The organism is Bacillus sp. BACIII (assembly GCF_057836745.1).
In genome coordinates this window covers 2,635,236-2,658,048 of sequence record NZ_CM174437.1, presented here as the reverse complement: position 1 = coordinate 2,658,048, position 22,813 = coordinate 2,635,236, and the positions used below count along the sequence as shown (strand labels likewise).

Annotated in this window: 13 protein-coding genes and 2 pseudogenes; 7 read left to right on the top strand and 8 right to left on the bottom strand. The window is 48.6% G+C overall.

Annotation, left to right across the window (positions count from 1 at the left end; all coding sequences use genetic code 11):
• Window positions 1–18: 18 nt before the first annotated feature.
• The 4 genes and pseudogenes from cobA to ACXN9U_RS12855 form a co-directional block, all read right to left on the bottom strand.
• Entirely contained in the window at window positions 19–1,458 is a 1,440-nt protein-coding gene (cobA, locus tag ACXN9U_RS12870; protein WP_060963642.1) for a uroporphyrinogen-III C-methyltransferase, read from the bottom strand.
• 67 nt (window positions 1,459–1,525) lie between these two features.
• Window positions 1,526–1,846, bottom strand: coding sequence for a nitrite reductase small subunit NirD (gene nirD / locus ACXN9U_RS12865; RefSeq protein WP_060963641.1), 321 nt, complete (start codon window positions 1,844–1,846; stop codon window positions 1,526–1,528).
• 20 nt (window positions 1,847–1,866) lie between these two features.
• A complete protein-coding gene (nasD, locus tag ACXN9U_RS12860) occupies window positions 1,867–4,284 on the bottom strand; it encodes an NADPH-nitrite reductase (protein ID WP_489201749.1) in 2,418 nt (805 codons plus the stop codon).
• A 118-nt stretch (window positions 4,285–4,402) separates the two neighbouring features.
• A pseudogene (locus tag ACXN9U_RS12855) lies at window positions 4,403–4,532 on the bottom strand (hypothetical protein); the annotation flags it as partial.
• A gap of 147 nt (window positions 4,533–4,679) precedes the next feature.
• Between ACXN9U_RS12855 and ACXN9U_RS12850 the strand changes: the two are divergent.
• From ACXN9U_RS12850 to ACXN9U_RS12830, 5 genes and pseudogenes are all read left to right on the top strand, one after another.
• Window positions 4,680–5,882, top strand: a complete 1,203-nt coding sequence (locus ACXN9U_RS12850) for a GTP-binding protein (protein WP_489201748.1) — start codon at window positions 4,680–4,682, stop codon at window positions 5,880–5,882.
• Window positions 5,883–5,945: 63 nt separating this feature from the next.
• Window positions 5,946–7,082 carry a zinc-dependent alcohol dehydrogenase gene (locus tag ACXN9U_RS12845; RefSeq protein WP_489202499.1) on the top strand — a complete coding sequence of 379 codons (1,137 nt, stop codon included), beginning with the start codon at window positions 5,946–5,948 and terminating at the stop codon, window positions 7,080–7,082.
• Between the two features lie 16 nt (window positions 7,083–7,098).
• Window positions 7,099–7,533 carry an RDD family protein gene (locus ACXN9U_RS12840; RefSeq protein WP_489201747.1) on the top strand — a complete coding sequence of 145 codons (435 nt, stop codon included), beginning with the start codon at window positions 7,099–7,101 and terminating at the stop codon, window positions 7,531–7,533.
• 118 nt (window positions 7,534–7,651) lie between these two features.
• Window positions 7,652–7,930, top strand: coding sequence for a YckD family protein (locus tag ACXN9U_RS12835; protein ID WP_489202498.1), 279 nt, complete (start codon window positions 7,652–7,654; stop codon window positions 7,928–7,930).
• Between the two features lie 100 nt (window positions 7,931–8,030).
• A pseudogene (locus tag ACXN9U_RS12830) lies at window positions 8,031–8,265 on the top strand (family 1 glycosylhydrolase); the annotation flags it as partial.
• Window positions 8,266–8,460: 195 nt separating this feature from the next.
• On the opposite strand, the gene comJ reads toward ACXN9U_RS12830, so the two are convergent.
• The 4 genes from comJ to hxlA all read right to left on the bottom strand — a co-directional run bounded on the left by comJ (window position 8,461) and on the right by hxlA (window position 10,864).
• A complete protein-coding gene (gene comJ / locus ACXN9U_RS12825) occupies window positions 8,461–8,859 on the bottom strand; it encodes a competence protein ComJ (RefSeq protein ID WP_047476185.1) in 399 nt (132 codons plus the stop codon).
• A 21-nt stretch (window positions 8,860–8,880) separates the two neighbouring features.
• On the bottom strand, window positions 8,881–9,318 hold the full coding sequence (locus ACXN9U_RS12820; protein ID WP_060963635.1) for a NucA/NucB deoxyribonuclease domain-containing protein: 438 nt from the start codon (window positions 9,316–9,318) through the stop codon (window positions 8,881–8,883).
• Between the two features lie 356 nt (window positions 9,319–9,674).
• On the bottom strand, window positions 9,675–10,232 hold the full coding sequence (gene hxlB, locus ACXN9U_RS12815) for a 6-phospho-3-hexuloisomerase (RefSeq protein WP_489201746.1): 558 nt from the start codon (window positions 10,230–10,232) through the stop codon (window positions 9,675–9,677).
• On the bottom strand, window positions 10,229–10,864 hold the full coding sequence (gene hxlA, locus ACXN9U_RS12810; RefSeq protein ID WP_016936796.1) for a 3-hexulose-6-phosphate synthase: 636 nt from the start codon (window positions 10,862–10,864) through the stop codon (window positions 10,229–10,231). The genes hxlB and hxlA overlap by 4 nt, the downstream gene beginning before the upstream one ends.
• A 232-nt stretch (window positions 10,865–11,096) precedes the next feature.
• Here hxlA and hxlR point away from each other — a divergent pair, with 232 nt between their 5' ends.
• Window positions 11,097–11,459 carry a transcriptional activator HxlR gene (gene hxlR / locus ACXN9U_RS12805; protein WP_016936795.1) on the top strand — a complete coding sequence of 121 codons (363 nt, stop codon included), beginning with the start codon at window positions 11,097–11,099 and terminating at the stop codon, window positions 11,457–11,459.
• Window positions 11,460–12,048: 589 nt separating this feature from the next.
• Window positions 12,049–22,803, top strand: a complete 10,755-nt coding sequence (srfAA, locus tag ACXN9U_RS12800; RefSeq protein ID WP_489201745.1) for a surfactin non-ribosomal peptide synthetase SrfAA — start codon at window positions 12,049–12,051, stop codon at window positions 22,801–22,803.
• The last annotated feature ends 10 nt before the right edge of the window (window positions 22,804–22,813 follow it).

Here is a 22,813-nt window from a genome sequence, read left to right as displayed (position 1 = left end):
CCGATGTTGAGCCGGGGGTCAGCTGTGAACGAGCATGTCTTTCATTTCATTTTGTATAAACGCAAATAACTGTTCCTGATTTTTCACGGCGGTAAATCCGTAACCGGCGGGTATGTCTTCACCGATGCAGATGACGGGAGGGCGGTTTGCTGTCGGATTCGGTGATATGCCGATCTGTTTTCCGGCGCTGAGCAAATGCTGAGCGGATTCTTTGCCCGGACAGATAATCATTTGCAGAGGAGACTCACTGATTGTGCGTTCGATCATCGAAGTGAACCGCTCATCTGGGATATGTTCATGAGTGATATAAAACGGGCATGATACTGAGTCTGGCATGTTTTCTGCCGCTTGACGGCTTCCGACAATGAGCGAATGCGGAGACTCACCTTGATGGCCGGATAGGCGGAAGCCCCGTTTTGTCAGTTCCGTCTTTGCCGCTTCAGTCGCTGCATTCAGGCTTGCTGTCACCCGGCGGATGTCAATCTGCTTGAAAGCCAGTGTGTCAAAGAATTCACAGACCGCACGGCGTGATGTGAAAAAGATCTGTTCAAAAGTGCTGATCCGCTTCAGGATGTTTTCGTTTGCGGGCATTTTTTTAATCATCCGCTTCGGCCATTCGATAACATCAGCGCCATACTCGCGCAGCCTGCCTGTCAATGTATGTTCATCATCGCCCTGAGTGACCACCATGATATGCCGCCCGATGAACGGTTTGCTTTCAAACCAGCTGTATGTTCGAAGGTTTACGATATCTCCGATGACGATAATGGCGGGGTTGGTGATGTTTTGGCTTTGTACTTTTTCATAAATATCCTGAAGCGTTCCTTTTACGCTGCGCTGCCGGCCCCATGTTCCCCATTGAATGACGAGTACGGGGACGGAGGGGGATTTCCCGTGCTCCATAAGCTGCCGGCATATAAATGACAGATTTTTAACGCCCATATAAAACACAAGCGTTTGAACGCTTCGGGCCAGCCCTTCCCAGTCGAGATTCGGCCTGCCTTGTAATGATGTATCATGAGCGGTGATCATGGCGAAGGACGAAGCGCAATCACGATGGGTGACGGGGACGCCCGCATACAGCGGCGCCGCGATTCCCGAGGTGATGCCGGGCACCATCTCGTAGCGGATGCCGTGCCGATGAAGCGCCTCCGCTTCTTCGCCGACTCTGCCGAACACGCTTGGGTCTCCGCCTTTCAAGCGGACTACGGTGAAGCCTTCCGCTGCTTTTTCAATCAGCAGGGCATTTATCTCCGACTGTTTCATAAAATGGCGGTCGGGCAGTTTTCCGCAATAAATGAACCGGCAGTCTGGAGAGGCATATTCAAGAAATGTTGGGTTTGCAAGCCGGTCATACAAAATGATATCCGCTTTCTCCAGAACCTGTTTCCCTTTTACGGTAATCAGCCCCGGGTCTCCAGGTCCGGCACCGACAAAATATACAATTCCGTTTCTCATGGTGGCGTCATCCCTTCATCAATTTAAAAAGTGAAGGACCACTTGAAAAAGTGATCCGACCCTTTAATCAATACAGGAGGTATACATTCTCTCCCTCGATCAGTGTTTCGTATGTTTTAATACAGCCATGATCCGGCTCTTGGACTTTTCCGTCTTCTAAGGAAATTTTCCAGTCATGCATCGGGCAGAAGACGTATTCTCCGCTGACGATGCCTTCAGCCAGGACGCCCCCTTTATGAGGGCAGCGGTTTTCGACGGCGCGGACGCTTCCGTCAGAAAGCTTAAATACGGCAAGCTCTTTATCTTCTATATATACGGTTTTTCCTAACTCCTCAGGTAATTCGTTTAACATGCCTATGCAAACCTTTGTCATATCTTTATTAACCATGTCCGTTCCTCCTTACTGTTTTATGAAGTCGTGACGACATTTTCAAATAAATCTTTAGAAGCTTTTTTATCTTTAAGGAAATATTGCCACGGATCTTTGTGAACAGAGAGTGTTTCATTCATCCTGTCGTTGAGCTCCTGCCGTTTTTCAGGATCGTTCAACACAGATTGGACATGGGATAAACCGATGCGCTCAAGCCATGCGGATGTGCGCTCCAAGTAGTTAGCCGTTTCTCTGTAGTACTGAAGGTAAGCGCCCGCGTATTCTAAGACTTCTTCATTCGTTTTCACTTTCATCAGCAAATCACCGGCGCGCAAATGAGTTCCGCCGTTCCCCCCGACATAAAGCTCCCAGCCTCCGTCGATGCCGACAACACCAAGGTCTTTAATGCCGGACTCCGCACAGTTCCGCGGGCAGGCAGACACGGCCATTTTAACCTTATGAGGCGTATTGAGCCCTTCGAATTTTTTCTCAAGCGCAATGCCCAGTGCCATGGAGTCTTGTGTGCCGAAGCGGCAGAATTGTTCGCCTACGCACGTTTTTACCGTGCGGAGTGTTTTTCCGTACGCGTAGCCTGAAGGCATATCAAGCTCGGCCCATACTTTCGGCAGGTCTTCTTTTTTGACGCCGATGAGATCAATTCGCTGGCCGCCTGTCATTTTAACGAGCGGGATCTCATATTTGTCGACGACATCGGCGATCTTGCGGAGATCCTGAGAGTTGGTCACGCCGCCGTACATCCGGGGCACGACTGAGTATGTTCCGTCTTTTTGAATATTGGCATGCATCCGTTCGTTCACAAAACGGGATGTTCTGTCATCCTCGTATGTAGACGGATTGATCATGCCTAAGTAGTAGTTGAGGGCAGGCCGGCATTTGGAGCAGCCCTCCGGCGTTTTCCAGCCGAGCACGTTCATGATTTCTCTCGTATGTGATAGCCCTTTGGCTTTGATTTCTTCTACGACTTCATCTCTCGAAAGCGAGGTGCATCCGCAAATCGCTTCTTTTTGCGCGGATGCGTCAAATTCTGAGCCCAGTGTATATTGAAGAATGTCTTCCACGAGCGGTTTACAGCCTCCGCAGGAACGGGATGCCCCAGTACATGCTTTGATTTCGTCCGTTGATGTGCAGCCTTTTTCCTGAATGGCTTGAATAATCGCGCCTTTTGATACACCGTTGCAGCCGCAGATGATTTCATCGTCGCTCATCGCCGCGGTCATGCTTGCGCCTGCTTCCTGATCAAGAGGCTGTAAGATTGATATTTTGGAGGTTTCAGAAATATCGGCTTCTTTTTGAATCATGGAAAACAGGCGGCCACCCTCGCTGCTGTCTCCGAATAAAACAGCGCCGACAATTTGATTGCCTCTCAGGACGATTTTTTTATAGATGCCGTCCTGCTCATCGAAAACTTTAATCGCTTTTTTCTCCTCTGTTTCGTTAAAGTCACCGGCAGAGAATACCTCGACGCCTGATACCTTTAATTGAGTGGAGAGAACGGAGCCTTCATACGGTTTTGTTTCAATGCCGCAAATATGTTTGGCCAGCACTTTTGCCTGTTCATAGAGCGGCGCCACAAGACCGTATGCGATTCCGCGGTGCTCGGCACATTCACCGACAGCGTAAATGTGCGGGATTTCAGTCTGCATATAATCGTTAACAATGATTCCGCGGTTAACCGGAATGCCGCTTTCCGCGCCAAGCTGCGTATTCGGGCGGATGCCGACCGTCATGACGACTAAATCAGCTTCGATGCTTGTGCCGTCTTTAAAGCGTACGCCTTCGACACGGTCAGTACCGACAATTTCTTCGGTTTGCTTTTCAAGTAAAAAGGTCATGCCTTGTTTTTCTAATTCGTTTTGCAGCAGGCGCCCTGCAGTTGGATCAAGCTGGCGTTCCATCAAGTATGGAGCGAGGTGGATGACAGACACGTCCATTCCGAGATTCAGCAGCCCGCGAGCGGCTTCCAAACCAAGCAGTCCTCCGCCGATGACGGCTGCTTTTTTATATTGTTTTGACGCAGCGAGCATCGTGTCGGTATCTTTTATGTCCCGGAATGCCGTGACGCCTTTTTTATCTGCGCCCGGAATCGGAAGGATAAAAGGGACAGAGCCTGTCGCCAGGATGAGTTCATCATAGGGCTGGATTCTGTCTGCATCTGTAATGACGGTTTTGCTGTCTTGGTCCACTTTGATGACTGTTTCACCGGTATGCAGCTGAATGTTGTTTTCTTTGTACCAGTCCCAATCGTTTAACGTAATATCTTTAATATCTGTATCGCCTTGAAGCACTTTTGACAGAAGGATTCGGTTATAGTTGGGATGAGGTTCGGCCCCGAATATTGTAATCTCGAATTCGTCTTTTGAAACACGCAGTATTTCTTCAATCGCTTTTACCCCGGCCATTCCATTTCCAACAAGGACTAGCTGTTTTTTTCCCATCAGATGATCCGCTCCTTACCTATGTTTTCTTTAGCGTAGCACAGCGAAAACAGATATTTAAGATACATGTTATGAGATGTAACAAAAAATACTAAAAAATCTAAAAATTTTATGAAAATTATTTTGGGCTGATACGTGCAGCGCACATCTTAAAACCGGGCATTTTTACAGTCCGGGTCCAAGGCTTCACCAATTAAATCGTTGATGTTTTGCGTGTCAGACCACTGGATGGGAACAAACAGTGTATGATGTCTGACTTTTACTTGATTTTAAACAGAGATTGCATCAGAATAAATAGTAATAATTACGATTTACTACACTATACATATTAGTTGAAAAGAGACAGTCACAGATAATAAATCGTAATCATTCTATTTTGTTGGGAGGCTATTTTTATGGGGAAAATTCCGGTTACAGTATTGAGCGGCTATCTTGGTGCTGGAAAGACGACAGTTTTGAATCATATTTTACAAAACCGCAACGGTTTAAAAATTGCCGTCATCGTTAATGACATGAGCGAAGTAAACATAGACGCGGGCCTGGTGAAACAGGGAGGGGGCTTATCACGGACAGACGAAAAACTCGTAGAATTATCCAACGGCTGTATCTGCTGCACGCTGCGTGAGGATCTATTAGTCGAAGTTGAGAAACTCGCCAAAGACGGCAGGTTTGATTATATCGTGATTGAATCAACAGGGATCAGTGAACCGATTCCCGTTGCCCAGACATTTTCTTATATAGATGAAGAAATGGGTATTGATCTGACAACATTCTGCAGGCTGGACACAATGGTTACCGTGGTGGATGCAAACCGCTTCTGGCATGATTTCCAGTCCGGTGACAGCCTCCTTGACCGTAAAGAAGCTGCGGAAGAAGAGGATGAACGGGAGATTGCCGACCTATTAATTGATCAAATTGAGTTTTGTGATGTGCTTATTTTAAATAAGTGCGACATGGTGGGCGAAAAAGAGCTTGAACAGCTTGAAACAGTTCTTCGCGCATTACAGCCCCGTGCCAAGCTGATACGATCCGTCCGCGGAGAAGTGCCTGCCGAATGCATTTTCAATACCGGTTTATTTGAGTTTGAAGAAGCGAGTTCATCAGCAGGATGGATAAAGGAGCTGACGGCAGGCCATGAAGCGCACACTCCGGAAACAGAAGAGTATGGAATCACTTCGTTTGTGTATTCACGGCGTCTGCCGTTTCATACCGTTCGTTTTGACAGCTGGCTGCATCAATCAATGCCTGACAGCATTGTGCGCGCAAAGGGAATTGCCTGGTGTGCAACCCACAACAGCTTCGCGCTGCTGATGTCTCAGGCGGGTCCGGCGGTCTCAGTTGAGCCTGTCTCTTATTGGGTGGCGGCGTTGCCGAAACGTGAGCAGGAGCAGATCAAACAGCAGGAACCGGAGATTCTGGAGGATTGGGACGTTCAATTCGGAGACCGTCATACGAATCTGGTATTTATCGGGATTGATTTAGATGAAGCAGCCATTACAAAGGAATTAGATCAGTGTCTGCTCACGTCGTCTGAGTTCGATTCTGACTGGTCTCAATTTGAAGATCCTTTTCAATGGGACATTCAGCGGGCTGAATAACATACCGGCCAAGTTTAGAAGCATGTGAGAAGGGAAGGAGTGATGAAAAAGGAGCTGAACAATGTGAAAGCACTGACATACCAAGGAAAAGAACATATGGAAGTGAAAGAAGTCCCTGCACCCGTCATTCAAGATGAGAGGGATGTCATCGTTCGAATCACCGCAACCGGAATTTGCGGTTCAGACCTTCATTTATATAAAAACGGAATACCCGCCGATCCGGGTTACATCGTTGGGCACGAGCCAATGGGAATCGTTGAAGAAACGGGCAGTCAAGTTAAAAAGCTGAAAAAAGGCGACCGGGTCGTGATTCCTTTTAACATCGGCTGCGGAGAATGTCATTATTGTAAGCACCAGATGGAAAGCCAGTGTGATGAATCAAATCCCAATCCTCATACAGATGCCGGCGGCTTATTCGGTTTCTCGGAGTTTAACGGTAATTATCCCGGCGGGCAGGCTGAATATTTACGAGTGCCCTATGCTGATTTCTCTTCTTTTCTGGTTCCGGCAGACAGCGAGCTAGAAGATGAACAGGTGCTGCTTCTGTCAGATGTCATGCCGACCGCCTTTTGGAGCGTCCAGCACAGCGGAGTGAAAAAAGGAGACACAGTCGTTATTCTGGGCTCAGGTCCGATCGGTTTAATGGCGCAAAAATTCGCTTGGAAAAAAGGCGCAAAGCGGGTCATCGCAGTCGATCAGGTCCCGCACCGCCTTGAACATGCGAGACGCATAAACGGAGCAGAGACCTTCAATTTTTCAGAGCATGAGGAGATCGGGAAACTGCTGCATGAACAAACGTCAGGGGGCGCGGATGTTGTGATTGATTGTGTCGGAATGGACGGCACGCCGCTTTCAAAAGAAAAAGAAAAGCAAAAACCGAATCAGTTCGGAACCATCAGTCCGATTCTTACAGCGTCAGAAGCCGTTAAGAAGTTCGGTACTGTTCAGCTCACAGGCGCATATATTTCCGAAGCGGACGGTTTTCCGATCGGTGATTTTTTCACGCGCAACGTTTCCCTAAAAATGGGCCAGGCACCCGTTATCCATCTGATGCCGATGCTGTATCAAATGGTCGAACAAAATGAAATTGATCCGACGGATATTATTACGCACAAAATGAGTCTTGCGGAATCCCCTGCTGCATATGATATATTTGACAAAAAAGAAGATGGCAACATAAAAGTGATTTTGAAGCCATAGAGCGAGGGGAAACACAATGAATATTTACAGACCGGCGGGATTTTGGATCAGATTGGGAGCCGCAGTACTCGACTATTTAATTATTTCAGTGCCTTTAGCGATTATTTATATGCTGGCAACGGGAAAAGATCCGGAGGAGAGCGCAATGATCAGCATCATTTTGACTCTTTATTCTATCTTGCTTCCTGTATACTGGAACGGTTATGTTATCGGCAAAAAGATCTGCGGTATCCGCATCGTCAAAAAAGACGGCACTCAGGCAGGCTTTCTCACTATGATTTTAAGAGTGCTTGTGGGCGCCTTAATATATGGTGTGACGTTAGGAATCGGTGTGATCGTGAGCGCATTTATGGTCGGAATGAGAGAAGACAAACGGTCGATCCATGATTTTGTGGCAGGAACGTATGTCACATACGCATTGCCGGACGAATCGATTGAAAAGAGCGAATAATTTCGCTCTTTTTTTTTGCATAAAAACTGGATGGAGGCACAACATATAACAAACGCTAAAGGAGGAAAAAGTCATGAAAAAAACTGCGTTATCATTGGCTGCGTTTTTCATTACGGCAATGATTTTTATAGTGCCGGCACATGCCGCTGAAACAAAAATGCCTTCAACAATGTCACTTACGGTACAGCAGAAAAAAGAAATTGAATCTCTTGAAAAGGAAATACTCGAAAAACGTAAACATGTCATTTCCAAATATGTTGAGTACGGTGTCCTGCCGAAAGAAAAAGCAGAGCATATTAAACAGCATATGGACAGGCACTTTAATATGATGAAACAAAATGGCTTTATCCCGAAGCCTCCTCCTCATAAATTGGAGAAGCGGCATCATCATTCTTAAGCATCCGGCAAGCCGGATGCTTTTTTGTTTTATCGGGATTGCTCTGAAACGCGTTTCATAACCTATGATATCAAATCAGACGCATCAGGAGATGAAACACATGAGACATGAAAAAACGGGTTTTTTACCGGATATATTTCTATGGGGATCGGCATCAGCCGCCTATCAGGTTGAAGGGAGCCTGGAATACAGACGGTAAGGGTTCCTCAGTCTGGGAACATTTCGCAAAAATAACAGGTAAAACGCTTAAAGGCTCAACCGGCGATACAGCAGCCGGCCATTATGAACGGTATAAAGAAGATGTCGCCTTGATGGCAGAGATGGGTTTGAAAGCTTAACGCTTTTCTGTCAGCTGGCCGAGGATTTTTCCGAGCTTCGATTATTCATCGGCTTATCTGCTTACAAGTCACCCTGACCCTGAAGACAAAACTGCATTTGAAGTTTTTACTGGTATCGGAACGTGATCGAAACAAACGGTAAGAGTTTATAAGAGTTCCCTGAGAGAAATATATTTCTCTCAGGGTTTTCTTTTACATTGCGGCCGCATCGATAATATACGTATCTGCATGCAGGTCGGATAATTCGGCAGGCACTGAATAACAAGTAAGGCTGTATCGGCCTTTCGGAAGATCGAAGAAAAGCCGTTTTGACATCACGCTTTCAATCTCAATTCCATCTTTTACAGCTTCAAAAGAAACAGCCGCTTTTTTCTCATAGGATGGTACCGGTTCATTTGTATTAAGCCTCAGGACAATAAATGCCTTCGTATTTCTCCTTGCTTCAAATGAAACAGCTCCGTCAGCCTCCGCAAATCCTTTTTCAATGGCTTCATCCGTCCAATCGATAACAGGCGGTTCGGAATCTTTTTGGAAGATTGTAAATTGATGATAAGAAATGATAAGTTCTTGCGGTTTCCATGATTTAATCAATGCGCTGCTCCTCCTGTTTTGTTACTTGATTTTAAATAATACTCTCGTTCCATCTGGATCATTGGTAAGCTGGTGTCCGACCCAAGAGCCGGCCCCGCGGTTGTCTGCCGGAGAAATATATTCTACGGAGGCATTGTTTCCGCCCTGTTTACAAACCGCCATCGGCCATTCATCTCTGTCGTACCCCGTTTTTACAGGCACATGTTTAAGAGATTGCTCACGCCGCTTATGTACTCCGTCTCTGTCAATGGTGCATATGCTGGGATGTCCTTCTTTTATCGCGTCCTTAATATGCTTTGCTGTTTCCGGATATCGATCGGACGGAAATAGGATTACTTTATCGTAATCGCTTTTCTGAACGGTCTGCTCGTTATCTGAGAAAATATCACCCTTGATCAGGGCCGCAACTGCTCCGGCAATGATGATAAGAACAAGCAGCAGTGCTTTTAATGTTTTCAAGAGTATCAATCACCTCCAGTTTTAAATTGCTGTAAAGCTGGTCCAAGAATAAAGCAGAATCGGCCCGCTGTAAAGCTGTTAAAATATATTTTTTAGCCTCAATTCAACTGAATATCTGTAAAACCGCCTGCACAAATCAGTTTTATCCAATAAAAAATCGGTCAGAAAGTCTTTTTTGCAGTTTCTCTATCCAGAAATGAATGATTGCGGCCGTCTGAATAATTGGCTATTATAGCGATAAGCTCACCGGCAGGGTATCTTCGGCAGCAAGTTTCCGGGTGAAAACCTGACCGGATGTAATCGAGCGCCGCAGGGCGATAAAAAGACGGCCATCTGATTAGAAGGCCGCCAGTATATCATTCCAAATTTGCATGATTTGCAAACATGTCTGCCGAATTCAGTTCTTTTTTCTCCATGATTTTTAGAATAACCGCATCGTAAAACAGCAGGAGAGTCTGTTCAAATAAAGAACCCATCGGCTGAATCGTCTTTCTGTCTCCGCCGGTCTCCTCCTTAGGAGAGCCGGGAATCGTTATCGTAAGATCCGCAAGTCTGCCGAGACTCGAGTCAGGATTAATCGTTAATGCAGTGATGATGCCATTAAGGCTTTTGGCTTTTTCAGCAGTATGAAGCAGGCTTTTTGTTTCGCCTGAGCCTGATCCGATGATGACGAGACCGCCTTCTTTGAGGGGAGGGGCAAGCGTCTCACCGACGATGTAAGCGTTCAGCCCGATATGCATCATCCTCATGGCGAACGCTTTAGCCATAAAACCGGAACGGCCCGCTCCGGACGTGAAGATCTGATCTGCAGCTAAAATCTGATCCGCAAGCTTGTCAGCTTCCTTGTCGGCTATTAACGCTGCAGTACGGGATAATTCATTTAGGATTTCACGTAAGTATTCCGTCGTTTTCATGATCCTTGTGTGATCAGCTGTTTCATTTTAGAAGCAGTATCCGCTTTATTGTCAGCTCCCGTAATGCCTCCGCCGACAATGATTAAATCTGGGTTTTGTTTGATGGCTTCAGGAAGCGTATCAAGTTTAATGCCTCCGGCAATTGCGGTTTTAGCGCTCTTGACCGCTTTTTTAATCGCCGTCAGTTCCTCGAATGAATTTTTTCCTTCTGCTTGAAGATCATAACCTGTGTGGACACAAATATAATCAACACCGAGTTGGTCAATTTCTTTTGCCCGTGTTTCAAGGTCTTTTACGTTGATCATGTCGACGAGGATTTTTTTCTGCTGTTTTTTTGCTTCGGCAACCGCTCCTTTGATCGTCGAATCATCTGTCGCCCCTAAAACGGTGATGATGTCAGCGCCTGCTTCTGCCGCTTTCATAATCTCATAACCGCCTGCATCCATGATTTTAAGATCGGCAAGCACTTTCAGGTGAGGAAAGGCTGTTTTCATTTCCTGCACGGCTTTCAGTCCTTCATTAATGACGACGGGAGTGCCGATTTCTACAACATCTATATATTGTTCGACCTCTTTCACAAGTTCAATTGCTTCAGGGATATTCACTAAGTCTAATGCCAGCTGTAATTCCACTGTATATTCACTCCTCTTTTTAATGTATCTACATTCTATAGAGTGCCCTGCATGTTGAAAAGTACGCACTTTAAAGTCTAATAGTTACTTTGAGGATACTGTCCCCTGCAGGCAATGTGTTTTGTCTCAGCAAAACTGCGTGGTAGTATAAATGGATGAAAGCTCTGTGAAAAAGTAAGCAAGTGTTTATAGATGATCAACGTACGAAAAGTAAGAGGAAGGAGAATAGCCCGTGAGCCGAATGGATAAGAAAACGTTTAATTGCGAAAAGGAATTGACACTTGCCGTGATAGGCGGGAAGTGGAAAATGCTGATTATGTGGCACCTGGGAAAAGAAGGGACAAAACGATTTAATGAACTGAAAGCTTTAATTCCTGATATTACGCACAAAATTCTTGTGAATCAGCTCAGGGAGCTGGAGCAGGATCTGATCGTTCACAGGGAAGTTTACCCTGTTGTTCCCCCGAAAGTGGAGTACTCATTAACGGAGCAAGGAGAGACCCTTATGCCGATTTTGGACGCTATGTATAAGTGGGGAAAAGAATATATGGAATTAATCAACATTGATAAAACTGCAATAAAGGAATCTTTTTGAAGCGCTCTATGTAAAATAGAGCGCTTTTTTTTGCGGTTTAATGAAATCATATTGCGAACGATTAAATCTCCTGTTTCGGTTCTTGCGCTGTTTTCTCCCCATCAGCTAATATATGAAAACTATTTTCATTCTGCCATAACTGGATATTTGAAAGATTTATACAATAGTTTAAAGATTTTTAATTTTACATAAATAATATTTTTATAAATAAATTGCGGGATGCCGCAAAATACCCTCTGGAATTGTCGGATTTTTTTTCGGTGTGCCGCATGAAACTTTTCACCCATTTTTCGGTGATAAAAACAATAATTTCATATAAAGTGAACGTAAGTAGATATATAGTAATTCATGAAGAAATAGGTAAACCCTGTTGCTTACAAACATTGGATTCTTATCTTGATTTCTCATAAATTTGAGCCGAATTTCGGACTGTGCGGGTGAATGGATTGCAGATTTCGGCGGTGATTAAATCGGGATCGTTTTGGAGGTAAGTGGTTCTTTTGGCTTGATAATGAGTTAGGGACATTGAGGGAGGCTGTTTCTAAGGGAGAATTGACAAATTTATCTTAAAAAGAGGAGGCGCACACATATGGAAATAACTTTTTATCCTTTAACAAATGCACAAAAACGTATCTGGTATACAGAAAAATTCTATCCGAACACAAGTATTTCAAATCTTGCGGGTTTCGGAAAGCTCATTTCTGAGGACGGCGTACAAGCTCATATCGTTGAGAAAGCGATACAGGAATTCGTCCGTCGTCATGAGTCGATGAGAATCCGTCTTCGGCTTGATGATGAGGGGGAGCCCGTTCAATATGTGAGCGAATACCGTCCGCTGACGATCGAGCATACAGACATCAGGCAAGCCGGCTGCTCTGCAGACGAGCTGTCAAAATGGGGGCGTGACGAGGCAAGCAAACCTCTGGCGTTATATGATCAGGATTTATTCCGTTTTTCGGTGCACACGATCAGTGAAAATGAGGTCTGGTTTTACGCTAATGTGCATCACATTATTTCAGACGGGATTTCCATGACGATTCTGGGCAATACGATTACTGATATTTATTTGGAGCTTTCAGGCGGAGCAAGTGGGGAACAGACGGAGATTCCTTCCTTTATCGAGCATGTGCTGACAGAGCAGGAATATGTGCAGTCGAAGCGGTTTAAAAAGGATCGGGATTTTTGGAACGGACAGTTTGAGACCGTACCGGAGCTTGTGTCTTTAAAACGGAGCCAGGCAGATGCGGGTCTTGATGCGAAACGGTTTTCTCAAGAAATTCCTCATGACCTGTACGGCCGGATTCAATCATTTTGCGGGGAGCATAAGGTCAGCGTTCTTTCTCTGTTCCAGTCAGCTCTGATCGCTTATCTCTACAAAGTGACAGGCCGGGATGATGTCGTCACGGGTACGTTTATGGGAAACCGGACGAATGCGAAAGAAAAGCAGATGCTCGGGATGTTCGTATCCACGGTGCCTGTGCGGACAAGTGTTGACGGAAGCCAGCCGTTCTTGGAATTCGTCAAAGGCCGGATGAAGGATCTGATGAAAATTCTCCGCCACCAAAAGTATCCATATAACTTGCTTGTCAATGATTTGCGTGCTTCAAAAAGTTCGCTGAGCAGATTGTTTACGGTGGCTCTGGAGTATCAAGTGATGCAGTGGCAGAAAAAAGAGAATCTGTCCTTCCTGACAGACCCGATCTTCAGCGGAAGCGGAACAAATGATATATCGATTCACGTGAAGGAACGATGGGACACCGGGAAATTGACGATTGATTTTGACTATCGCAGTGACATATTCAAGGCGGACGAAATTGCCTCTGTTTCTGAACGTTTGATCACGCTGATTGAAGATGCGATATCATCTCCTGACCGTGTAATTGATGAGCTCGCTCTTCTTTCAGAATCCGAGAAAGAGCTGCTCCTGAAGCGTGCTCTCGGCAATCCGGTCGCTTATCGCAAGGAGATGACGATTCCGGCGCTGTTTGAAGAGAAAGCGAAGGCACTGTCTGACAAACCCGCGGTTGTATATGAAGGCCGGACATTGTCCTATCGCACATTGCATGAACAGTCAGGCCGTATCGCCGGACGCCTTCTTAAAGCCGGGATATCAGCCGATTCTCCTGTCGCTGTGCTGCTTGGCCGATCTGACCGTGTTATTGCGGCAATATTGGGAATTTTGAAAGCGGGCGGCGCCTATGTGCCGATTGATCCTGACTTTCCGGCGGATCGGATTCAGTACATCTTGGAGGACAGCGGAGCGAAGGCTGTTCTGACAGAGGCGGGAATACAGGCGCCTGAAACGAATGCCGAACAGATTGATTTTGATGAGGCCGTTCAATATGAGACAGCCGCTGACGGTGTCGGCACACAATCAGACCGGCTGGCTTACATTATCTATACGTCCGGTACAACAGGGCGGCCGAAAGGCGTGATGATTGAACACCGGCAAGTTCATCACCTGGTTCAATCACTGCAGCAGGAGATTTATCAGTGCGGTGAACAGACATTAAGAATGGCGCTTTTGGCCCCGTTTCATTTTGATGCGTCCGTTAAACAGATTTTCGCCTCGCTTCTTTTAGGTCAGACGCTTTATATCGTGCCGAAAACAACTGTTACAAACGGCTCGGCACTGCTGGACTATTATCGTCAAAACCGGATTGAAGCCACTGACGGAACGCCTGCGCATCTGCAGATGATGGTTGCGGCGGGAGATGTCAGCGGAATTGAACTGCGCCACATGCTCATTGGGGGAGAAGGCCTGTCCGCCGCTGTTGCTGAACAGCTGATGGCGCTGTTTCATCAATCGGGCAGAGCGCCGCGGCTGACAAATGTCTACGGGCCTACGGAAACGTGCGTAGATGCGTCCGTGCATGAGGTGTCACAAGATAACGGAATGAATCAGCAGGCGGCGTACGTTCCGATCGGAAAACCGCTCGGCAACGCCCGGCTGTATATATTGGATAAGCACAAACGGCTTCAGCCCGACGGCACGGCCGGTGAGCTGTATATCGCGGGAGACGGGGTAGGCCGCGGTTATTTAAATCTTCCGGATTTGACCGCAGAGAAGTTTTTGCAGGACCCGTTTAACGAGAGCGGCCGCATGTACCGCACGGGCGATATGGCGCGCTGGCTGCCGGACGGAACAATCGAATATATCGGCCGGGAAGACGATCAAGTGAAAGTCCGCGGCTACCGTATTGAGCTGGGAGAAATTGAAACGGTGCTCAGGAAAGCTCCGGGCGCGGCGGAGGCCGTCGTGCTGGCACGGCCGGATCAGCAGGGCAGCTTAGATGTTTGCGCATATATCGTTCAAGAAAAAGGAACCGAGTTTCACCCTGCCGAGTACCGGGAGTATGTGTCCAAACACCTTCCTGATTACATGGTGCCCGCTTACTTTACAAAAACGGATAAAATTCCGCTTACGCCGAGCGGGAAGGCAGACCGCAAAAAGCTGTTTGCGCTTGATGTGCAGGCTGTCAGTTCGTCAGAGTATGCGGCGCCGAGAAATGAGACAGAGAAAACGCTCGCCGTCATCTGGCAGGAAGTCCTCGGAATGGACAAGGCGGGTATTTATGACCATTTCTTCGAGTCTGGCGGTCATTCCTTAAAGGCAATGACGCTTTTGACGAAAATTCATAAGCAAATGGGCGTGGAAATCCCGCTGCAATACTTGTTTGAGCATCCGACAATCGCGGCGCTTGCCGATTATGCGGTAAGCCGAAACGAAGGGATGGATTACAGTGCGATTAAGCCGGCTGAGAAGCAGGCGAGCTATCCGCTTTCGCTCGCCCAGCAGCGCATCTATATCGCGAGTCAATTTGAAGATGCGGGGGTCGGGTATAACATGCCGGCAGCAGCCGTTATCGAAGGCGCTTTAGACCGTGAAAAACTAGAGCGTGCATTTTCTGTTTTAATCAGCAGGCATGAAGCGCTCAGAACATCGTTTCAATCAGAGGACGGCACGCCGAGACAGGTGATTCACGAGCATGTTCCGTTTCATATTGAAATGATCGAAGCGAGCGGGAGAACGAATGAACAGGTAATGAAGGATTTTGTGCGCCGTTTTGAGCTGGCGGAGGCGCCTTTGTTCAGAATCGGCCTGCAAACGCTCGGTCACAATCGCCATATGCTGCTGTTTGATATGCATCACCTGATTTCAGACGGAGTGTCAATTTCCATCATGCTGAAGGAACTGGCAGACATCTATAGCGGAAAACAGCTGCCTGATTTGCATATTCAATATAAAGATTACGCCGTCTGGCAAGCGGAACGGGCGGAGGAAGGCTACAAGATAGAGCGGGCGTATTGGAAAGAAGTCTTTAGCGGCGAACTGCCGGTGCTTCAGCTGCTCCCTGATTACCCGCGGCCGCAGGTGCAAAGCTTTGAGGGTGACCGCGTATCAGTCAAGCTGCCGAAAGAGCTGCGGGACCGGTTGCAGAAGCTCGCCGGGAAAAACGGAGCCACCCTTTATATGGTGCTGTTATCGGCATATTATACGCTGCTTTCTAAGTATTCAGGACAGGAAGACATCATCGTGGGAACACCGTCTGCGGGAAGAAATCATTCCGATACCGAGGGACTGATCGGGATGTTTGTCAACACGCTTGCGCTGCGAAGCTCCGTGAAGCAGGATCAGACATTTACAGGCTTGTTAGGTCATGTTCGCAAGCAGGTGCTGGACGCGTTTTCTCACCAGGACTATCCGTTTGAGTGGCTGACCGAGGAGCTGAATGTGCCCCGGGATATGAGCAGGCATCCGATATTTGATACGATGTTCAGTCTGCAAAATGCTTCGGACGGAATTCCGGAGATCGGCAATCTTACGCTGTCTCTTCATGAAACCAACTTCAATATCGCCAAATTCGATCTGACAATGCAGGCCCGGGAAACAGCGGAAGGCATTGCGCTCGATTTGGATTATTGCACGAAGCTGTTTAAGCGCTCGACGGCGGATCGCCTGCTTGCGCACTATGTCCGCCTGCTGGAGAGCGCGGCAGCTCAGCCGGATGCGAAAATCAGCGAATATGATCTGCTTTCTGAACTGGAGGCTTTGAATCAATTACAGCGGTTCAATCCGGAACGCACAGTGTACCCGAAAGAGCAAACGATCGTGCAGATCTTTGAAGAACAGGCCCGAAAGAACCCTGACCGGACGGCTCTTCAGTTCGAAGGGGAAACCCTGTCGTATCAGCAGCTGAATGAACGCGCCAACAGTCTTGCGCGGCATATTCTTTCGGTCGGTGGCGGCGGAAAAACCGCGGCTGTTTTATGTGAACGGTCAATGGACATGATTGTTTCCATTATGGCTGTATTAAAAGCGGGGTCAGCCTATGTGCCGATTGATCCTGAACATCCGGTTCAGCGGATTCAGCATTTCTTCCGCGACAGCGGGGCGAGTGTGCTCCTGACTCAGCGAAGCCTCAAGCCGATTGCGGAAAAGGCCGGTTTTCAAGGCGTCATTGTGCTTGCTGATGATGAGGTAAGCTATGAAAAGGACTCTCACAATCCAGCATTGCCGTTTGATTCCAAGACGATTGCCAATCTCACTTATACATCAGGAACGACGGGTACGCCGAAAGGAAACATCGTCACACATGCCAACATTTTGCGGACGGTAAAAAACACGAACTATTTGACCGTTTCTGAAGAAGATACTGTGCTCGGACTGTCAAACTACGTCTTTGACGCCTTTATGTTTGATATGTTCGGTTCGCTGTTAAACGGTGCAAAGCTTGTGATCGTCCCGAAAGATACGGTGCTGGACATGACCCGCCTGTCCCGCGTGATCAAACGGGAGAATGTAAGCATTCTGATGATTACGACGGCCCTGTTCCACCTGCTTGTTGATATGGAGCCGTCCTGTCTGACGACGCTTCGGAAAATCATGTTCGGGGGCGAAAGGGCGTCTGTTGAGCATGTCAAAAAGGCGCTTGCGGCAGTCGGAAAAGGAAAGCTGCTTCATATGTACGGTCCGTCTGAGAGCACGGTGTTTGCGACATACCATCCGGTGGATGTGATTGAAGAGGATACGCTCTCCGTACCGATCGGAAAACCGGTCAGCAATACGGAAATCTTCATCATGGACACGGCCGGACGAATGCAGCCGGCAGGTATCCCGGGCGAACTGTGCGTCAGCGGGGAAGGTCTCGTGGAAGGCTATTACAACCGTCCTGAACTGACGGAAGAAAAATTTGTGGAGCATCCGTTTAAGGAAGGGGAACGGATGTATAAAACGGGCGATTTGGCCAGGTGGCTGCCGAATGGCGATATTGAGTTTATCGGACGTATCGACCATCAGGTGAAAATCCGCGGCCAGCGGATTGAGCTTGGCGAAATTGAGCACCAGATCCAAAGCCATGACCAGATTCAGGAATGCATCGTGCTCGCTGTGGACCAGGGAGCGGGTGACAAACTTCTTTGCGCGTATTTTGTCGGCCTGCGAGAAATCTCTTCGCGGGAGCTGAGGGAGCATACGGCGAAGGATCTTCCGGCTTATATGATTCCGGCCGTCTTTATTCAAATGGATGAACTGCCTCTTACAGGAAACGGGAAGATCGACAGACGGGCGCTGCCGATGCCTGATGTGACCGCAGCGAAAGCTGTGTCATATACGGCGCCGCGCAATGAAACAGAACAAAAACTGGCGGATATTTGGGCTGAGGTGCTGCAAATGGAGCGGGTCGGCGTGCACGATCAGTTCTTTGAGATCGGAGGCCATTCGTTAGCGGGAATGAAACTGCTTGCTCTCATCCAGAAGACATTCGGCGTGCAGCTTACATTAAAGGATCTGTTCACTTCTCCGACGGTTGCGGGACTGACGCAGCTGATTGAAGGCGCTGAGCGGAAGACGGCTGAAAGCATCATACCGGCGGCTGTGCAGGAAACGTATCCGGTTTCTTCACCGCAGAAGCGGATGTTCGTGCTTCAGCAGCTGGAAGGCGCTGAAACAAGCTATAACATGCCGTCTGTGCTCCGCTTAAAAGGAAAGCTTGATGCAGAAAAGCTGAAATCTGTCATGAAACAGCTGACAGAACGCCATGAAGCCTTCAGAACGACGTTTGACATAAAGGATGGAGAAACGGTTCAGCGTATATGGGCCGAAGCTGATATTGACATGGAATATTACGAAGCCTCTGAGGAAGACGCCGGACAAATTATTCAGAGCTTTATCCGGCCGTTCCGCCTGGATCAGCTTCCTCTCGTCAGAACGGGGCTGGTTAAGCTGGCTGAACATGATCACCTGCTGCTGTTTGACATGCACCATATCATTTCAGACGGCGCTTCAGTCGGCGTGCTGATAGATGAACTGTCCCGCCTGTATGGCGGCGAAACGCTTGAGCCGCCGCGGATTCATTATAAAGACTACGCGGTATGGCAGCAGAAATTTATTCAATCAGAGCAGTACCGCAAGCAGGAGGAGCATTGGCTTCGGGAGCTTAACGGCGAGCTTCCGGTATTGACGCTGCCGGCTGATTACAGCCGTCCGGCTGTGCAAACCTTTGAAGGAGACAAGCTGGTCTTTTCACTGACTGAAGAACAGACGTCGGCTCTTCGCAGTCTTGCGAAACAAACGGATTCTACCATGTACATGGTGCTGCTGGCGTCATACAGCGCTTTTCTCTCAAAATTGAGCGGACAGCATGACATCATTGTCGGCTCCCCGGTTGCGGGACGGTCACATGCGGATCTCGCTAACGTCATCGGTGTGTTTGTGAATACACTCGCGCTTCGGACGTATCCGGAAGCGGACAAAACGTTCACAGATTATCTTGAAGAAGTAAAACAAACCGCTTTACGTGCATTTGATGCGCAGGATTATCCGCTTGAGGACCTTCTGCAAAAGATTGAGGTGCAGCGTGATACGAGCCGAAATCCGCTGTTCGATGCGGTATTCTCAATGCAAAACGCAAATGCCGAAGATCTGGTCATGGAAGGAATTGAGCTGAAGCACCATCCGTTTGACAGAAAAACAGCCAAGTTTGACCTGACGATGACGGCTGATGACACAGACGGAGGCTTAACGTTTGTGCTTGAATATAACACTGCGCTGTTTAAACCGGAAACGGCAGAGACGTGGAAGCATTATTGGCTTCATCTGTTAGAAGCCGCCGCGGAAAATCCGGCAGCGAAGCTTTCTGAGCTTTCATTGGTGAATGAAACAGAAAAACAAGCCCTCCTTGACGCATGGAAAGGAAAAACACTCTCTGTGCCGCGGGACAAAACAGTTCACCGTCTCTTTGAAGAAACGGCCGCCCGCCACGCAAACCATCCGGCCGTGGCATACAACGGCGCGAAATGGACGTACGGCGAGCTGAACGCAAGGGCGAACCGCATCGCGCGCGTTCTCATGGACTGCGGCGTTACGGCTGACGAACGTGTCGGCATTTTGACGAAACCGTCCTTGGAAATGGCCGCGGGCGTACTCGGCGTCCTAAAAGCGGGCGCGGCATTTGTGCCGATTGATCCCGATTACCCGAAAGAGCGGATCAGCTACATTCTGCAGGACAGCGGGGCCAAGCTGCTTCTCACGCAGGAAGCGCTCGACGTGCCGGAAAGCTACACAGGAGATACGATCCTGCTTGACGGCAGCCGCTCTATTCTGAGCCTGCCGCTTGATGAAAACGATGAAGCGAATCCGCAGACGGAAACAACGGCGGATCATCTCGCTTATATGATTTACACGTCAGGAACGACCGGACAGCCGAAGGGTGTCATGGTCGAACACCATGCGCTGGTGAACCTGTGTTTCTGGCATCACGACGCATTCGCCATGACGGCGGAGGATAAAAGCGCCAAATACGCGGGCTTCGGTTTTGACGCCTCCATCTGGGAGATGTTCCCGGCATGGACCATCGGCGCGGAGCTTCACGTCATTGACGAAGCGATCCGGCTGGATATCACCCGCTTAAATCACTATTTCCAAGAGCACGGCGTGACCATCACCTTCCTGCCGACACAGCTGGCCGAACAATTTATGGAGCTGGAAAATACCTCTCTCCGCATGCTTCTCGTCGGAGGAGACAAGCTGAAGCGGGCGGTGAAACAGCCGTACACGATCGTCAACAACTACGGCCCGACGGAGAACACCGTCGTCGCGACAAGCGGCGTCATCAATCCGGAGGAAGGATCGCTTTCGATCGGACGGGCGATTGCCAATACGAGAGCGTATATTCTCGGCGACGGCGATCAGGTGCAGCCGGAAGGCATTGCCGGTGAATTGTGCGTGGCAGGCCGCGGACTTGCGCGCGGATACCTGAACCGTGAGGAAGAAACGGCGAAGCGGTTTACCGCAGATCCGTTTGTGCCAGGCGAGCGCATGTACCGGACCGGCGACCTCGTCAAATGGAACGCGCAGTGCGGCATCGAATACATCGGCCGCATCGACCAGCAGGTCAAAGTGCGCGGCTACCGGATCGAGCTTTCAGAAATTGAAGTCCGCCTCGCCCAGCTTGCGGACGTTCATGACGCGGCGGTGACGGCGGTGGAAGACAAAGCGGGCAATACCGCGCTTTGCGCCTATGTCGCACCTCAGCAGGATGATATCGAAGCGCTCAAAGCCGCGCTGAAAGACACGCTTCCGGACTACATGGTCCCGGCATTCTGGGTGGAGATGGACGAGCTTCCGGTCACCGCAAACGGCAAGATTGACAAAAAAGCCCTGCCGGCGCCGGACATTGAAGCGGGAAGCGCCGCTTACAAAGCGCCGGAAACGGAGATGGAGACGCTGCTTTCTGACATTTGGCAGGAAGTGCTCGGTCTTGATCAGATCGGCGTAAGCGATAATTTCTTCACGCTCGGCGGCGACTCGATCAAAGGCATCCAAATGGCGAGCCGCCTGAACCAGCACGGGTATAAATTGGAGATGAAAGATCTCTTCCAGCATCCGACCATCGAAGAGCTCGTCTCTTATGTGGAGCGGACGGAAGGCAAGCAGGCCGATCAGGAACCTGTCGAAGGCGAAGCGGACTTAACGCCGATCCAGCGCTGGTTCTTTGAGAAAAACTTTACCGACAAACACCACTGGAACCAATCCGTCATGCTTCACGCGAAAGACGGCTTTGATCCGGACCTGGCGGAAAGAACTCTGCAAGCATTGATCGAACACCATGATGCGCTCCGGATGGTTTACCGTGAGCAAAAGCCGTATTACAGAGGGCTTGAGGAGGCGTCTGTTGAACTGAACGTCTTTGAGCTGAACGGACTCAGCGAAGATCATGAAGACCGTATCGAACGGGAAGCAGACCGTCTTCAAAGCAGTATTTCACTGGAAACAGGACCTCTGCTGAAGGCCGGGCTTTTCCGGGCGGAAGACGGAGACCACCTTCTCCTTGCGATCCATCACTTAGTCGTAGACGGTGTATCTTGGCGGATTTTACTGGAGGACTTCACGTCCGTTTATACACAGCTCAAGCAAGGCAATGACCCGGCGCTGCCGCCGAAAACACATTCATTCGCCGAATTTGCCGAGAGAATCAAAGAATACGCAAATACGAAGGCGTTTCTGAAAGAAGTTGATTACTGGAAAGAGCTTGAGGAAAAAGAGGTGTGCACTCAGCTCCCGAAAGACAGGCAGTCTGGGGATCAGCGCATGAGACATACAAGAACGGTCAGCTTCTCTCTGACGGCTGAACAAACGGAACAGCTGACCACAAACGTCCATGAAGCCTACCACACGGAAATGAATGATATTCTGCTGACGGCGCTCGGACTGGCGCTCAAGGAGTGGACGGGTGAAGACACGATCGGCGTTCATTTGGAAGGCCACGGACGCGAAGACATTCTTGACGGCTTGAATATCACCCGGACGGTCGGCTGGTTTACGAGCATGTATCCGATGATCCTTGAGATGAAACACGCCGACGACCTTTCATATCAGCTGAAACAAATGAAAGAAGACATCAGGCATATCCCGAACAAAGGAGTCGGCTACGGCATTCTGCGTTATGTAACGGCGCCTGATCATAAAGAGAATCTTTCGTTTGAGATTGATCCGGATATCAGCTTTAACTACTTAGGCCAGTTTAATGAGATGTCGGATTCCGGCTTATTTACAAGATCCGATATGCCGTCGGGACAATCGCTGAGCCCGGACACAGAGAAGCCGAATGCGCTTGATATTGTCGGATTTATAGAAAATGGGCAGATGACGATGACGTTTGCCTATCATTCTCTCGAATTTCATGAAAAAACCATTCAATCGTTCAGTGACAGCTTTAAAGGGCACCTCCTGAACATCATAGATCATTGCCTGGCTCAAGACGGTCCTGAACTTACGCCTAGTGATCTTGGTGATGATGATCTGACGCTTGATGAACTTGATAAATTAATGGAAATTCTCTAACAGAAAAGAC